This is a genomic window from Daejeonella sp. (assembly GCF_017495225.1).
Taxonomy (GTDB): domain Bacteria; phylum Bacteroidota; class Bacteroidia; order Sphingobacteriales; family Sphingobacteriaceae; genus Daejeonella.
Window position 1 is genome coordinate 1 of the sequence record NZ_JAFEIG010000029.1, and the last position, 17,032, is coordinate 17,032.

A 17,032-nucleotide genomic window follows, 5' to 3' on the forward strand; every position below is an offset into this window, starting at 1 on the left:
GATAACTGACAACGGATAACTCTTTCTAACCATCTAACCAACTAACTACTAACCACCTAATACCTAACCAATAACTTAATTTAACACAAGCAATAAAATTGTAATATTGGCATTGTTAATATTAATCCATAGCCAAAAATTTATATTTTTAAAGAAATATTATTAATTAAATGAATAGATTATTATTAGTGTTATTGTTGATAGCTAGCAATGTAAATGCCCAACAGGCGCAAAATCTATTGCTTGGGAATTTCACAACTAATTGCAGTTCTAGTTATTACAGATCATTGACTTTTGACAATAATGGGAAGTTAAATATTGACGCTAGTATAGCTGAATATTTCATTATCGGCGATACATTGATCGCATTTCAAGATAAAGATCTTTTCAAATTTATAATTAAAGGAGATTCACTATATGGTGTTTCTGATTGGGTAAAAGATATAGTGTGGAATAAAACCCAAGAGGCCGTTGAAGATAAAAGAATTAATCATCAAAGAGCCACTGAAAATGCCGAACTATTGTATGAATATTATTTAAAGACTCGGCTAAATATTGATCAAATAGAGCAAATTTTCGATAGGAATAAGTTTGAACAATATCAATCAGTACTTGAGTCTTTGTGTAATAGAAATTTAATTCGGGCTTGTAAAGAATATTTTGCAACGCTTGCGCTAGAGCGAATGGCTGAGATAAAAAATGCATCTAGTGATTCTACTGTTAAAGAGCTAACACCTAATCCAGAAATGCTAAAAATAATTGAAAAAGTAAAGTCGATGGATGTGGATGAGGGAAACTTTTTAGAGGCAAATTATTTAATATTGACTGGGCAAATGGAAGCAGGTGAAAAGATATTGATAGATTTGCTGAATTCAGGAAACATACAAGCAGCTTCATACTTTTATAGCCTTAAAGATGATAAAGAAACGGAAATTGAAAGGGTTGTTTTTGAAAATGAGTCTCAAAAAATATTTGATTTAGCTACCTTAAGATTATTGTATACGATGTCATTAGATGAGGTGCTATCTATACTTACAAGGGATTATGCTTATAGAAAAATTGGTCAGAGGGAGGATTTGAATGGTACGATTATAAACGAGTTTGAGAACGATTGGTTGGAAAGTATCAGCAAATTTGAAGGTAGAGCTAGCAATTCAAATCTCAGTTATATAGAGTATTGTACGGTAAACATAGACCAAGTTAATGTCATTCTTGAAGAACTTAAAAAGGAAAATTATTCTGTAATTTCTCAAGGGACAAATTATAGCGGAAAATTTACTGATTATAAAAAAACTGTAATTGTTGATGGCAAGAGTCAGGATTATTATGTCACTATTTATACTCCGGAAGACGATGAGTCTGAGGAGCCAATATGCATTGTGATATTCTAATGAAACAAATACTTGTTTGTTTAGGGTTGATCTGAAAAAGTACAACTGTGATTGTTCGCTTAGTCGATTGACTGACGGAAGATGGGATTGGTTTCCTAATTAATATTAATTTTTAATCATAGCTGTGCTGTTTAAATAATTAAACGGCATAGCTTTATTTTAAAACGATGAAAAAACTGCTCCCTTTTATTTTGTGTTTCTTTTTTTATGTACCTGTGTATTCTCAAAGGGTTATTGAGCTTAAGGAGGTCAAGGTTTTTCCTGAGAACTTCTCTCAAGACCTTATAGAAAAGATGAAGATTGCTGTTAAGAAAAACTACAAAAAGAATATTTCTAATTATAAAGTTGACATTGAATATGTGAAGAATGATACAGATACCCTTGCGAATGTTAAGCAAGAAAGTATGATTCAAATAGATGCATTAAAAATGAAGAAATACAAAATCTTAAAATCTAATGGCAAGGCATTTTATCGAGAAGATTTTTTTAAAATGTACGATCTATCGGATTTATTTAAATATGGATTGTTAGAAGGAAGACTTAATGTACTATTAGATATATCAGAGTATCCTTTTTTTAATAATTTCAGTGAATATAATTATCAAGTTTCTGACCTCACCGATTTCTATGAAATTTCCTTTTCATCAACCAATAAATATATAGGTAAAGTAAAAATAGCCAAAGAAAGCTCTAATATTTTAGAGTTAGAGTTTGAGGATTTGTCAAATGCTTCCTTCCTTTATAGAGGTCTAACTGCTGGACCTGCTGGTAAGATTAAATATATTAATGTAGTAATTGATACTAAAGAGTTAGTAAATAAGGCACATCTCTATTTTTCGGTAAGCAAAGACAAAAAAATACTGTTGGATAAGATCTCTTCTTCAATCAAATTATCCCAATTTGAAGTAAGTAAGTATGAATTGAATAAGGCGAATAAAATTCTCTCTAAGGAGAATATGCGCTTGAATACAGACTTGATATTGGAAAGAATAAATTAGGGAAATTATCTCAACGGAGATTGGTGTGTTTAGACCAAGGATTAAGGAGCAAGGAGCAAAGACGAAAAAAATTAACCAGCACACTAATCTCTTAGATGTCGTTAGCCTAACCAACTAATACCTAACCACCTAAATTGTCTGAACTATGATTTATTTGATTAGTGGGATTGCGGAGATGTATGATGTTACTTACTGGCTTCGTTAACTTGGCTTCGAGAACCTCAGCCACCGGGTAGCTGATGTCGTTAGTCTGATAAAGACAACGGCCAACCGACAACTCATTTCCCCGGCTTCAAGAACCTCAGCTACCGGGTAAACAGATGTCGTTAGCCTAACCAACTAAATTGTCTGAACCATGATTTATTTGATTATTGTGATTGCGGAGATTAGAATAAGGAATAAGGAGCAAAGAGAAAGGACAAAAAAATATTTAACAAACACACTCATATTTCAGATGTCGCTAGCCTGATAACTGATAACTCACAACTGCCAACTGATCCCCCTAAAACACCGGATTATCCCTTATCCCCAATTTCCCAAATTTCTTGACATCAATACTTGGGAAGCCGAACTCTTCAACAACCTTACCCTCAATGAGGTAACAGCCTTTGCCACGGAAGGGGTATGCTGGCGTGCTTAGTGGAAAGTGGACGGTATCCATGAAATTACCATCCTTGTCGAGGAAAGTGCCGAACCACATTTTTTTATTGTTTTTTGTCCGGACAGGTTTCTCACACACATAATTGCCTACCGCACGGATGGTTTTTCCAATGTGTTTCCCCAAATCATTAGCCATCACATTGCCGCGATAGCTCGTTTTTACTAGGTCGAACATATCCATAGTTAATGGGAAACCCAATAATTCCAATTCATTGTAAGCATCCTCTACATTTGAGCTTTCTAGTTCGGGAAGATAAAACTCTTTGGCTTCGGTGTGGAACAGTTCGCTGCTTTGCTTAGCAATAGTTTTGCTACCTAAATAATTATGTACTTCCCACAGAAGTTCCTTTTTATTGTTCCCAGTAAAGCGCAAAGCTCCCAGTCGGATGAGGATGATAGCCTGCTCCAAATGTATGCTAGTCCGTTTAATAAAATCCCCAAGATCTCGATAAGGGCCATTCGCTTTTCGTTCTGCGGGAATCAACTCTATAAACTGATTTTCGAGTCCTTGTACGCCGATAAAGCCCAACCAAGCCTCTGTACCCCTAATGCAGACCTTTGCTTCACTATTATTCACACAAGGCAAATGGACTTTTGCGCCCGCTTTTTTGAGTTCATGCACATAGAGCCAACGCTGATAAAATCCACCATAATTATTAAGCACCGCCACCATAAATTCGAGTGGAAAATAAGTTTTTAGGAAGAGACTTTGGTAGCTCTCTACGGCAAAAGAGGCTGAATGGGCTTTTGAGAAGCTATATCCCGCAAAGGATGATACTTGTCGCCAAACTTCTTTCGTAATTTCCTCATCTCTCCCGATTTCCTTCGCACGATCGAAAAAACGTTGTACCAATCGGTCGAATTCTTTCTTTGAGCGATATTTCCCACTCATACCCCGCCTGAGCACATCTGCATCCGTGAGGTCTAGTCCGGCATAGTGATAACAAACCTTGATTACATCCTCCTGGTAGACCATTACGCCATAAGTTTCCTCCAAATATTTCTTCATGACAGGATGTAAATATTTTACATTTTCGGGGTCATGGTAATTCTGAATATAGGTTTTCATCATTCCTGAGGAGGCCACCCCTGGGCGAATGATGGAGCTTGCCGCTACCAGTGTGATATAATTTTCGCAACCTAACTTTCTAATTAATTGCCGCATGGCGGGCGATTCGATATAAAAGCAGCCAATGGTATCTCCACGCTTAAGTTGGGCATTAACTTTAGGATCTTTCATGAAGGATTTTACGTCATGGATATCCGGTTTTTTCTGCTGGTTTTCGGCAATGAGCTGGATAGCTTCTTTGATGTGGCCAATGCCCCTCTGACTCAAAATATCGAACTTTTCATAGCCTATGGCTTCGGCTTCGTACATGTCCCATTGCACTACGGGCATGCCCTTTGGGGGTAAATCTAAGGCTGTATAATAGGTAATGGGCTCTTCCGAGATAAGTACGCCACCCGCATGAATGGAGCGCTGGTTGGGCATGTCTTGCATCCTATTTTGAATTGCCAAAATCTTCTTAAAAGTGGGATTGTCGCGGTTTTCACTAAAACGTGTGGGGTCGGTGAAGCTATCGATCTCCTGACGTGGGAGTCCCATCACTTTCCCAATTTCGCGAATAATTGAACGATCCTTAAAAGTGCTCATGGTACCTAAAAGTGCCGTATGCTTAGCCCCATAGCGTTTAAAAATATAATCTTGGACGTCTTCGCGCTCATCCCAGCTATAATCGATGTCAAAATCTGGGGGACTACTCCTTTGACGGTTCAGGAAGCGTTCAAAATATAGGTCGAGTTCTATGGGATCCACATCCGTGATGCGCAGGCAATAGGAAACGATGCTATTGGCGCCTGAACCTCTCCCGATATGGTAGTAACCTCGCGCCATCGAATAGCGGATAATATCCCACGTAATTAAAAAATAAGCCGAAAAATGCAGTTCATCGATTACTTCGAGCTCCTTTTTTACCCTTTTTAAAGCTTCCTTATTTGTGCGACCATAGCGATACTCCATTCCTTCCATGGCGAGCTTCTCCAAGAGATCTTTATCATCTTTGGCATATCCCGTAAAGGTTTTTCTGTTTTTTGAACCCTTCTCAAAAGTGCTGCTGCAATCATTCATCAATTTTTCGGTGTTTTGAATGATGAAAGGGTAGGAGCTATAAAGGTCTTTTAATTTCTGTGGCGACATAAGTATCTCATCCTCATGGCATTGATCGCTTTCGCCTATTTTGCTGAGGATGGTATTTAGCTCTATCCCACGTAAATAAATATGGAGTCGGTGTTCAAGTTTATTGCTCACACTTACTGGCTGTAGGGCTACTAATTTTTCTTGAATTTTCGCAAGAGGTCTCCCGAAAAGCTTTCCTAAATCCCGATAAGGAATACCTAAAAATTCATTTTCTTTGAGTTGGGGATGATTTTGCGAGTAGGGATAAATAATATAGGCCTGTTGAAACTCCCAAGGGCGATCCGGCAGACTCATGCTATTTAAATTATAGAAACTCAGAAAATCGTTGAGTTCTTTCATGCCTTCGCGATTACGCGCAATTCCGATGTAAAGTAGTTTATTGTCTCGTCTAAATTCGATGCCTGTAATGGCTTTAAGGCCTTTTTCATGGCAGGTCCTGACAAATTCGGTAGCACCTGTAGAATTATTGATATCGGTTAAGGCCATTTGTTCTATTCCCAAAGCTTTAGCTTGATCTATCAGATTTTCGATAGATAGCGTGCCATAGCGCAAACTGTATTGAGAATGAACATTTAGATACATGCCTTAAAGCTTAATATTAATGGTGGATGCTAGTTTTACAGCCTTTTCCCCAAAACGATTTTTGATGCGGTCCATGGCCTGGTACAGCTTGTATTGCTCTTCTGAGGCGCTGTACAGACTAATTTGTTCGTGGCCACTCACCAATTGCGAAAATTTAACCCCTACCAAACGGAGTAGCATACGTCGATTATACAATTTATCGAAAAGCTCTTTTGCCCTGCTAATGAGCAGCGAATCGAGGGAAGTATAGGCTATTTTGCTCTGCTGAGTATGCGTTTCGAAATTCGAATAACGGATGGTTACGGTGATGCATGCAGTCAGTTTTCTTTGTGCCCGTAGCTGAAAACATAGATCGCTCACCATGGATGTGATCAGTTGTTTAATAGTTTGTGTATCAATGCTATCTGTTTCAAAGGTGCTTTGCGTGCCGATTGATTTTTGTTCTCGATAAGGTACAACTGGCGAATTATCGATTCCTTGTGCTTTCTGCCATAGTCCTATTCCATTATTCCCAAGCACTTTAAATATCTGTTCCTGAGGTATTTGTGATAAGGTATAAATCAAACGAACGCCCATTTCGCTGAGTTTAACGTAGGTTGCTTGTCCTAAGCCGGGTATTTTTTTGATCGACAAAGGGTTTAAAAAAGGCTGTACTTCATTCTGGGGCACCTGTCGTTCTCCGTTCGGTTTACATTCGTTGGTGGCTATTTTTGAGACTGTTTTATTGACTGATAAACCAAAGGAGAGGGGTAGGCCTGTCTCCTTCATCACATGAAGTCGGAGCTCATGTGCAAACTTCATACAGCCATAAAAGCGGTCCATACCCGTCATGTCAATATAATGCTCATCAATGGATGCTTTTTCTAAAAGAGGCACCTTCTCTTGCAGAATATCAGTGACGATGTGAGAGTATTTACTGTATTCTTCCATATTGCCTCGGATGAAGATGGCATGGGGACAGAGCTGTTTGGCCATTCTGGAAGGCATAGCCGAGTGGATACCGAATTTCCGTGCTTCATAGCTGCACGAAGCAACCACGCCACGGTCGGAGGTACCACCAATTATCACCGGCTTCCCAACCAGCGAAGAGTTCTTTAAAAGTTCTACCGATACAAAAAATGCATCCTGATCAATGTGTATTATTTGTTTGTCTGTCGGCATAAATTCATTTGTAGGGAAACAAATTTATGCTAAAATTTTTAGCAATTCAAATAAATTAACAATTCATTTTTTTCTTTTTAGGACGATAAATTTCTGTCTTTTAACGCTTCTAAGGCAACTTTTAATCAATTCCCTATAAAAAACAAAATAAATTTAGGACTGCACAAAATAAATAAGTAATATTGTCGACTAATTCCATAGACTTTATATTTTAATAAATATTCGTGAAGCAAAGAGAAGACATAGACAATTTACCAAGCAGGCTTTCTGAGAAGAATCAGGAGCGTAGGTGGAAAAGAATTGCATACCTTTCACTATTCAGCTTGGCGATGCTATTTTTTGCTTATGCTGCATACACGTATATCACTTATGCGTCAATTATTGAATTAGGTAAGGATTTATCGGCGCAGATTGACAATAAATTTCTGTGGATGTTGCTTATTGGCTTTTGTGCTCAGATTGTGGATGGCGCTTTGGGCATGGGCTATGGTGTAGTTTCCACTACGCTTTTACTATCTGGGGGATTAAATCCGGCCGTAATTTCAGGAAGTATTCATACTGCCGAAATGTTTTCGAGTGGGGCTTCGGGCTTTAGTCATTATCGTTTTGGAAATGTAAACATGAAATTATTCAAGACTCTCTTGATTCCTGGAGTTTTGGGAGCCATTATTGGTGCAATATTTTTAGCTTATGCAGGAGAAAATTATTCAGAAATGATAAGGCCGGTGATTTCGGGCTATACCCTGCTTCTGGGTGTTAGGATAATAACAAATGCATTTAAAGAGAAGAAAAAGGCTCAAAAAGTGAAGCGTGCAGGCTGGCTCGCTGGTGCGGGAGGTTTTTTGGATTCATTTGGTGGAGGTGGCTGGGGACCATTAGTTACGAGTACATTAATATCAAAGGGAAGAACGCCTAAATATGTGATTGGATCGGTGAGTTTGACTGAGTTTTTTGTCACCATGGCGAGCGCCCTCACCTTCTTTATCATCCTAGGTGTTAGTCACTGGCAAACCATACTCGGCTTAATTATAGGGGGTGTACTAGCCGCACCAATTGCTGCCCGTTTGGCAGGAAAACTACCCCTTAAAAAGATGTTTATTGGCGTTGGTGTGCTTGTTATCATCAGCAGCCTCCGAATTATTTGGAATTCATTGGAAAAATTCGTATATTAAACTTAGTCATTTCTTATTTTTATATATTGAATTCTATCGATATGATGCAGAAAACTAAACTATTATTTGTGGGACTTATAATTTCCCTGACTAGTTTCACGACAAAAAACGCTCAAAATCAAGATTTTATAAATGGTGCATGGCATTTTCAGGAAAATACCATTGAGCAGACTCTATTATTATCTGATGGTTATTTTATGCATACCATTTTTGATAAGGTAAATAAGAAATTTATTCAGAGTAGGGGCGGGAGCTATACTTTTTCGGGGGATAAGCTCATTACTAATATTGAGTTTAATACGCTTGATCAAAATCAAATCGGGCAGACAATTAGTTATGATTTTGTAATTAATAAGGAAAAACTCAGTTCCAATCTCAATGGTCAGACAGTTGTTTGGAATTTATTAGATGAAGGCAAGGCTGAACTTTCAGGCACTTGGCGTATGTCGGGGCGAATGCAAGACGGTAAAATAGCCGATTATCCGCGTAGAGCACGTAAAACTCTAAAAGTATTAACAGGTTCACATTTTCAATGGGCTGCAATCAATGCAGAGACCAAAGAGTTTTTCGGGACAGGCGGTGGTTCATATAGCTTTAAAAATGGGAAGTATACTGAAAGCATCGAGTTTTTCTCCCGAGATAATAGTCGCGTAGCTGCAAGCCTTTCTTTTGATGGTAAACTTGTTGATGGCAAATGGCATCATTCAGGTCGGAGCTCTACGGGTAATCCGATTTATGAAATTTGGAGCAGAGATAATCAGAATTAGGCCTTAAAAAACAGATCTAATTTTTAAAGGCAATATTAAAATTTTCCATGTTTTTAAGCATTTTATGCCTAAAATAGTTCTTTAGTAAATTTCTAAACAACTTCTTCGTCTCCAAATTAATCGATGAAGCAAAGCGATGAAATAGAGAGTATCTGATTGAGAAATTAAAATTCTTTTTGCTAAAAAAAGTGTTTTTTTTATTTTCTTAAGATTAAATAAATTATCGTTTTTATTGTATTATTTACTCGATTGAAAATTTTTTCAAATAGTATTTGTATACTTCAATTATTGATATATTTATATCATTCTTAAGCCTTTGAATTTCATGCCATTTGTAAGTTTAACTATAGTTTTTGCACTTATTGTAATACTGTCGTTTTCTGTTCACTATTTTATTTCAAAAAGGGGAATACGATATCTTAATTACTTGCTTGGATTATTTTTATTTGCTCGTTTTACCCAAATAGCAGTCTTTTTATTGATTGATAATGAGCTAATTATTTATGTTCCAATTCTGCTGAAGTTATTTTGTCCACTTTATTACGTTGCACCAGGCTTTATTTATTTATATACTGTTGGAATAGTAAATAATCAAAAGAAATTACGCAAAATTGATTATTTGCATTTTTTGCCTGGTTTAGTGTCTTTTATAGATGATCTTCCTTGGTATTTTTCGCATTCTATAAATTGGGATGCTATCACACTGGAACTTATTAAAACAAAAAACATTGCCATTGTTGCTAATACAGGCCTGTTTCCTTCTGAAGTTTATCTTTATTTCAGACCGATATTGCTTACAATTTATTTGATTTTATCCTTTTGGGTGCTTTTTAAATCACAGTTGAATAAAAATAAGAATGGGGGGACAACCAAACGAATTTGGCTTTTAGGTGGACTATCTACAATTGCTTCTTTCCATATTTTAAATATTGTTACCGTTTATTTTCGTGCTAAGGGTTCATTTTTTGATGAAGATCAAAACATTTATTTATGGGTTTTTGGGATTGGATTGTTAATTTTTCTATCTATTCTTTTGCTCTTGGTTCATAATCCAAAGATATTATATGGCTATATCTTGGTTTCTATTGGGGAAAAATACAAGAGAGTAGAACTAATAGATAAAAAAGAACTAACTCCATCTGCACGAAAAAACAGTGATACGGAGATTGAAATGGTAAGCTGTATTCAGAATTATATGATTCATGAAAAGCCATTTTTAAATAGCGCCTATCGCGTGATGGATTTAGCTAGCTCATTCCAAATTCCAATACACCAATGTTCAGGATTGATAAATAAGCATATCGGCAAGAATTTTAACGACTGGGTAAATAATTATAGGATTGAGCATTTCATTAAAACTTATCCATTAAAGTCCCAGAAAATTACTATTGACGCTATTGCTTTTGAGTCTGGTTTTATGAGTATGACCACTTTTTACCGTGCTTTTAAAAAGGAAACAGGGAAAATGCCTCTTCAATACTTCTCAGATTAATTTATTGGGTAGTGCTTAGCCAGAGTTTAAATAAAGTGTTTTACTACCAAATTTCAAAAGTGGTAGATTTTTGGCATCTAGTAATTAACTCAGGGGAGTCTTCATGATTAGTTTTGCAGATCTACTTGATTTTTCAACAAACTGATCTGTACATACACTATCATGAAAAACATCTATTTCTTATTCTTATTCTTTTTCGGATCTACAGTTAGCGCCCAAGATTTTACTGTTACTAGTCTTGAGGATAGTGGTGGTGCTGGCACACTAAGATGGGCCATTTTACAGGCAAACGCTACATCCAGTGATGAAGATATTATTTTTGATCCAGCCCTTTTTACTGCTGGCCCAGCTACTATCACATTGCAAAGTGCACTCCCAAATTTAGCTACAACCTCGGCAGGAGGAAATATTTCAATAAAGGGGCCAGGAGCTAATAAATTAACTATTAGTGGTAATAATGGAGATCTCTCAAGAGATTTTAATATTTTCTATATTCCATTAAATGGAAATTTATCCATCAGCGGACTATCCATTTCAGGTGCAAAATATTCAGGTCAGGGTGGGGCAATATACAACCGCGGCCAACTCTACATAAAAAATTGTACTATTTCAGAGAATTATTCAGACATTCAGGGTGGTGCTATTTATTCAAATGGTGGTTCATTAATCAATATTTCTAATTCCACTATCTCAGGAAATACAGCAGCTATTCAGGGAGGTGGCTTGTTTAACGCTAGTACTCCACTTGTAATTTCAAATACTACTTTCTCTGCTAATAGCGGACAGTCCGGAGGAGGGGCAATTTATACTTATGGTTCTGTTACTTCTGAAATTGTAAATTCAACTTTTTCTGGAAATACCCCCGGGATTTATAACAGTAACACCTTAAGTTTGAAGAATACCATTATTGCCAACAGTGTTGGATTGGATTTTTCAGGCACTGCACCAGCAACTAATATTAAAAACTTAGTAGAGGATGGCAGCGTTTCAGGAGCTTTGACTGGTGATCCCTTACTTGGGTCATTGCAAGATAATGGAGGATCCACTTTTACTATGGCTTTGGGCAGTGGCAGTAAAGCAATAAATGCAGGAGATTTAACTGTTATTAATGCAGCTCCAATATCTGGCTTAGATCAGCGGGGTTTTACCAGAGGTTCGACTGATATTGGAGCTTATACTTATGTGCAAAAAATTACAGTTACAAGTCTGGAAGATGGTGGGAGTGCCGGCACATTAAGATGGGCAATTGAACAGGCTAATAGTAATGCAGACTCAAGTGTAGTTGATTTTGATCCGTCATTAAATGGTGTAATTACCTTAACTTCAAATTTGCCGAGAATTGCAGCTGATTTGAATATTAAGGGTCCAGGTAGAGAAAAGATAAAAATCTCCGGTAATAATACTTACCAGATGTTTATTCTAAATTCATACATAGAATTTTCTATTTCATCAATCACATTTTCCCAATTAGGATCTAGTGAATGGGGAACAGGATCTTTGATATATGCCAATAGAGCGAAAGCCACAGCTGACGATATACTGGTTACTGAAAACAATATCTCAACTATTTTTTGCACTAGAGATGGGGGTTCCTATCTTACAATTACAAATTCTGAATTTTCAAATAATTCAGCTTTATTATTTTATAGTGACCATGGTAATACACCAGCAGGAACAGAGCCTGACGAGGCATATACTAATAGAATTACTGTTTTAAAATCAAAATTTTTAAACAATTCTGGTCAATTATTTTCAACTGAACGCTTTGTTAAGATAGATGAATGTGAATTTGTTGGAAATCTAAGTGGAATTGGATCGTTTAGGGGGGTTAACAGACTTCAAGTTTTGAATTCAAAATTCACAAACAATGCTTCAACGTTATTTAGCTATAGTTCCTGGTTAACCCATGATAATACCAACTCTTGGATCCAAACCTTAGGGCCTAATAATTTTTTATTCGATAATAATATTTTTGAAGGTAATAATGGTACTGTAATTTTTACAGGTTCGCCGAATAATGATTTAAAAACTACCATTACTAATAATACTTTTTTAAACAATGAAAATAATTGGACTGGTAACCCGATAGCTATTTCAAATAATTATTTAGACAATTTTATCACTTCTGTTCAACAAGATCAAGAAAATAATACCATTATTGTTACCATGTCTAAGCCAGTTTTTTCCGGTTTACATAGTGCTGGGACTTTAGATGTTAATGATTTTCAGTTTGGATTAACTGGTGGTAATGCCACATTGGCCTCTACTACTCCTTCAAGTATATCTGTAACAAGTAATGCAATTACCTTAGGAATTCAAATAAACGGACTAGCATCTGGTGCTGAAGTATTGAAAGTTGTACCTGTTGCAAATTCAATTTATGATTCTGGGAATAATATTGCAGCAATAATTCAAAAAAATAATTCTCTTAATTTAAAGTATTTGGATGCTGACTTAGATGGAGTTGCTGATTTTCTAGATCAATGTCCTGATACTCCAAAAAATCTTTTTGCTGATCTTAATGGTTGTCCAGATTCATCTTTCGGTTCAATATTTAGCGGTCCATATATCACATTCACCAAATTGGATAATGAAGATCCTAAGTTATCTAGTAATCAGGATTTTATAACTAGTAGTGTAATTATAACGCGTGGAACTAATGGTGGTGGCTTATTTAATATTGCATCAGAAGAAAATTACAGAAATAATTCACCTATAGGTACTCTTTGGGCAAAGGTTCCAAGTGATAGTTTAACGACGGCAGAAATTAAAGCTTTAAATTTTCAATCTTGGTATAGTGCATTTGAACGTAGACCTCCATCTCAAGTTGGTGAAACCTTTTTGGTATATATTCCAGCTGAGAAAGTTTATTTTTATGTGAAAATGCTTTCGTGGACTCAAGGTGGGGCTGGCGGTTTTAGTTATCAGAGAACCAGTTGTCAAGGGCTTGCTACCATAAACTCATTTAGTCCTACTTCAGGAGAGGCAGGCACTAAAATTACTATTAAAGGCACCAATTTGAATGAAATAACAAAGGTTTCCATTGGAGGTATTCCTGTCCAGTCATTTACTATTGATAGTCCCACTCAAATCACAGCAATAGCGGCCTTTGGATCTGAAGGTAAAATTTTAATTTGGGGAAAATGTTTAAATATATCTTCTTCCGATTTTACCTATAATTATAGAACTCCTATTATCACAAGTTTTAGTCCTACACAAGCTAGGTCAAATGAAAAGATAGAGATTTTAGGATCTAATTTTTTGGGAGCAACTAAAGTGAATTTTGGTGGTGAACAAGTTTGGAATCTTACTGTTGAATCTGACAATAAAATTATTGCCTATGTGCCGAATGGAGCTTCAGGTTCTGTGGGGGTAAGTAATCCTAAAAAATCTGGTTTTTTAAATGGGTTTACTTTTTTAACTGATGCTTCTAAAGCAACAATTAGTGGAGCAAATAGCGTTAATAATATTCCTAAATTTACTAGTACCATAATTGATTCAACACTGGTTGTTACAAGTGAAGGAATAATCTCTGCGGCTAAGGTTCAAATTACCGGTGGATATGTAAGTGGAGCTTTAGGAGATATTCTTCAATATCAAGGTGCTTTGCCCGATGGGTTTAACCTTAATTACGATTCTGATAAAGGATTGCTCCATATTAATGGATTAGGAACTTCAACTGTTTGGCAATCAGTTCTTCGGAAAATTGCAATCAAATCAACAAATGCATTATGCTATCCTGAACAACGTTTCATCACATTTAATTTAGGTGATAAACTATATAATCCCCTAACTAAACACTGGTATGAATATATTTCTTGGGGTTATTCTTGGACTAATTCCAAGGAAACAGCATCGAATAGATCCTATTTTGGTAAAAAAGGGTATTTAGCTACTGTTAATTCACAAGAAGAAAATAATTTTATTTCGAAATTCCTAACTACAAGAGATACTTGGCTAGGTGGATCAGATAATTTCGAGGAAATAAATAAATCTTTAGGTAGATCTGTTTATTCAAGTAATGCAGAATCTGAAGGGAAATACTACTGGGTAACAGGACCTGAAAGTGGAACTCAGATTTCCGAAGGGAATACTCCCAATGTTGTTAAATTGCCAGGTCAATATTCAAATTGGTCAGCTGGAGAACCAAACGATTTAGGTGGTGAAAGTTATCTTCATTATTTTGGTGGGGGAGCATGGAATGATTTAGCTAATGTTAACTACAATGTGGGATTGCTTGTTGAATATGGGGGCTTAAATGGAGATGATAACACTAGCGTTCTGAATTATACTAGAGAATTAAAAGTTGCAGGTTCTAACACAGGCTCCATTTCAGGTGGAGGTGTTACCGTGTGCGGAGGTGTGAACTCAACACAGCTTACTCTTGTGAATAATACAGGAGCAATTGTAAGGTGGGAATATTCATTGGATAATTTTTATACAGCTGGTATTCCTATTGTAAATACAACATCTACCTATCTTGTTCAAAATATTTCTGAAACTACCTATTATCGTGCAACAATTGTTTGTGATAATGGTGAAATTAATACAAGTAGTGTTATAGTTTCGGTTAATCCTGCCATTTCAGGGAATATTAAAGCAGAAAATAGCACTGTTTGTGTGGGTGGTAATTTGGAATTAACATTGTCTGGAAATCAAGGGGATGTGATCAAATGGCAAGTGTCCAGCGATCAAAATATTTGGACAGATATTTCTAATACTACGAATGTTCTTTCAAAGGTAGCGGATATTCAAGGAACCTTTTATTATAGGGCTGTTGTACAAACACAAGGTTGCGGCAGTGAGGTTTTTTCTCCTGCTTATCCAATAATTGTACAAGCCGGACAGGCTCCAGTGGGCGGTTCAATTACGAATAAACACATTGCTACTACTAATTCTATGTTTGGTTTACTTACCTTAACTGGATACACCGGACAAGTGGTAAAATGGCAATCATCTACAAATGGTGGATTATTTTGGAATGATATTATTAATAATACAGATTCACTTGAATACAATTACGTTAACTGGAATACAGATTATAGAGCGGTTGTTGTAAATGGCACCTGTGGTATAGCTTACAGTAATGTTTTACCAGTAATCTATGTTCCTAATTCTCCTGCTTTTTATATTGGTTTGAGTACAAAGGTTGTGGATGAAAATAGTACTCTTGGGACTACCCTTGCTGTTTTAACTAGTGGAGATAGTGATGCTAATGATTCGCATACCTATTCTTTGGTTTCAGGAAAGGGAGATACAGATAATACTAGTTTTGAAATTAGAGGTGATGAGTTGATTGTTAAAGAAAATTTCGATTTCGAGACAAAGAAAACTTATTCTATTCGTTTACGCAGTACCGATGCCTTGAACGCGAGCTTTGAAAAATCTTATCTGATTACCGTAAATGATGTGAATGAAGCTCCTATAGCTATCGCCTTAAGTACAAATACTATAAATGAGAACTCTGCTATCGGCACCGTTCTAGCTAATCTTAGTAGTACAGATGTGGATGCAAATAATACCCACACCTATACTTTAGTCGCGGGTAATGGTGATACAGATAATACAAGCTTCGAAATAGTTGCTAATGAGCTAAAACTAAAAGAAAGCTTCGACTTTGAAACAAAATCTAGCTATTCCATTCGTATTAGAACAACAGATTCGGATTCATTGAGTTATGAAAATACGTTTACCATCTCTGTTAATGATCTCAATGAAGCTCCTACAGCTATCGCCTTGAGCGCAAATAGCATCAATGAGAAGTCTGCTATTGGTACCGCTTTAGCAAATATAACTAGTACCGATTCAGATGCCAATGATACACACAGTTATACTCTTGTGTCTGGGTCAGGCGATACCGACAATTCAAGTTTTGAGATTGTTGCTGGTGAGCTAAAAGTTAAAGAAGTATTTATTTATAAGGCAAAATCGACTTATTCAATTCGTATTCGCAGCACAGATTCTGGATTGTTAAGCTTTGAAAATAGCTTTACCATTTTGGTCAATTCTTTAAATTCGGATCCTACTGCGATTGTTTTGAGCGCTGTTAGCATCGATGAAAATTCTTTGGTCGGTTCTGTCTTAGCTAATCTTAGTAGTATAGATGTAGATGCGAATGATACGCATAGCTACTCTTTAGTTGCTGGTTCTGACGATACAAATAACGCTAGCTTTGAAGTTGTAGGAAATGAACTAAAAGTGAAAGAGTTGTTTGACTTTGAGAAGAAATCAAGTTACTCTATCCGACTTCGTACAATAGATGCTGGCGGACTAAGCTTTGAGAACAGCTTTAGCATCAGTATTAATGATGTAAACGAAGTACCAACAGCTATCTCTTTGAGCGCTAATAGCATCAATGAGAATTCAGCAATTGGCACAACACTTGCCAATTTGAGCAGCACGGATGCGGATGCAAATGATACCCATACTTATTCGCTAGTAAGCGGTGCAGGTGCAAGCAATAATGAAAGCTTTGAGATTGTAGGAAATGAGCTTAAAACTAAAGAAAGCTTCAATTTTGAAGCCAAATCGGGTTATTCATTACGAATTCGTACTACAGATGCTGGCGGACTAAGCTTTGAGAACAGCTTTAGCATCAGTATTAATGATGTA

The 17,032-nt window shown here is 36.4% G+C and carries 8 protein-coding genes; 6 read left to right on the forward strand and 2 right to left on the reverse strand.

Annotation, left to right across the window (positions count from 1 at the left end; genetic code table 11):
* Nucleotides 1-170: 170 nt before the first annotated feature.
* Both QZ136_RS11180 and QZ136_RS11185 read left to right on the forward strand, forming a co-directional pair.
* Complete coding sequence (locus QZ136_RS11180; protein WP_291403527.1) at nucleotides 171-1,391, forward strand: hypothetical protein; 1,221 nt, start codon at nucleotides 171-173, stop codon at nucleotides 1,389-1,391.
* A 167-nt stretch (nucleotides 1,392-1,558) separates the two neighbouring features.
* Nucleotides 1,559-2,389, forward strand: a complete 831-nt coding sequence (locus QZ136_RS11185; protein WP_291403530.1) for a hypothetical protein — start codon at nucleotides 1,559-1,561, stop codon at nucleotides 2,387-2,389.
* A 502-nt stretch (nucleotides 2,390-2,891) separates the two neighbouring features.
* On the opposite strand, the gene dnaE is transcribed toward QZ136_RS11185, so the two are convergent.
* The gene (dnaE, locus tag QZ136_RS11190; protein ID WP_291403532.1) at nucleotides 2,892-5,828 is read right to left on the reverse strand and encodes a DNA polymerase III subunit alpha; all 2,937 of its coding nucleotides are present in this window, start codon (nucleotides 5,826-5,828) and stop codon (nucleotides 2,892-2,894) included.
* A 3-nt stretch (nucleotides 5,829-5,831) separates the two neighbouring features.
* Nucleotides 5,832-6,989, reverse strand: coding sequence for a DNA polymerase IV (gene dinB / locus QZ136_RS11195; protein ID WP_291403534.1), 1,158 nt, complete (start codon nucleotides 6,987-6,989; stop codon nucleotides 5,832-5,834).
* A 224-nt stretch (nucleotides 6,990-7,213) separates the two neighbouring features.
* On the opposite strand from dinB, the gene QZ136_RS11200 reads away from it, so the two are divergent.
* From QZ136_RS11200 to QZ136_RS11215, 4 genes are all read left to right on the forward strand, one after another.
* Nucleotides 7,214-8,161: a sulfite exporter TauE/SafE family protein gene (locus tag QZ136_RS11200; RefSeq protein WP_291403536.1), complete on the forward strand. Its 948-nt coding sequence runs from the start codon at nucleotides 7,214-7,216 to the stop codon at nucleotides 8,159-8,161.
* 41 nt (nucleotides 8,162-8,202) lie between these two features.
* Nucleotides 8,203-8,928, forward strand: coding sequence for a hypothetical protein (locus QZ136_RS11205; protein ID WP_291403538.1), 726 nt, complete (start codon nucleotides 8,203-8,205; stop codon nucleotides 8,926-8,928).
* A 325-nt stretch (nucleotides 8,929-9,253) separates the two neighbouring features.
* Nucleotides 9,254-10,420, forward strand: coding sequence for a helix-turn-helix domain-containing protein (locus QZ136_RS11210; RefSeq protein WP_291403540.1), 1,167 nt, complete (start codon nucleotides 9,254-9,256; stop codon nucleotides 10,418-10,420).
* A gap of 162 nt (nucleotides 10,421-10,582) precedes the next feature.
* Nucleotides 10,583-17,032: cadherin domain-containing protein (locus QZ136_RS11215; protein WP_291403541.1), on the forward strand; the 6,450-nt coding region annotated here is incomplete at its 3' end.

Bases quoted from the DNA above. Each gene is read 5' to 3' on its own strand.
- QZ136_RS11205 (WP_291403538.1), top strand. From the start codon at position 8,203: ATGATGCAGAAAACTAAACTATTATTTGTGGGACTTATAATTTCCCTG.
- QZ136_RS11185 (WP_291403530.1), top strand. From the start codon at position 1,559: ATGAAAAAACTGCTCCCTTTTATTTTGTGTTTCTTTTTTTATGTACCT.
- QZ136_RS11210 (WP_291403540.1), top strand. From the start codon at position 9,254: ATGCCATTTGTAAGTTTAACTATAGTTTTTGCACTTATTGTAATACTG.
- dnaE (WP_291403532.1), bottom strand. From the start codon at position 5,828: ATGTATCTAAATGTTCATTCTCAATACAGTTTGCGCTATGGCACGCTA.
- QZ136_RS11180 (WP_291403527.1), top strand. From the start codon at position 171: ATGAATAGATTATTATTAGTGTTATTGTTGATAGCTAGCAATGTAAAT.
- dinB (WP_291403534.1), bottom strand. From the start codon at position 6,989: ATGCCGACAGACAAACAAATAATACACATTGATCAGGATGCATTTTTT.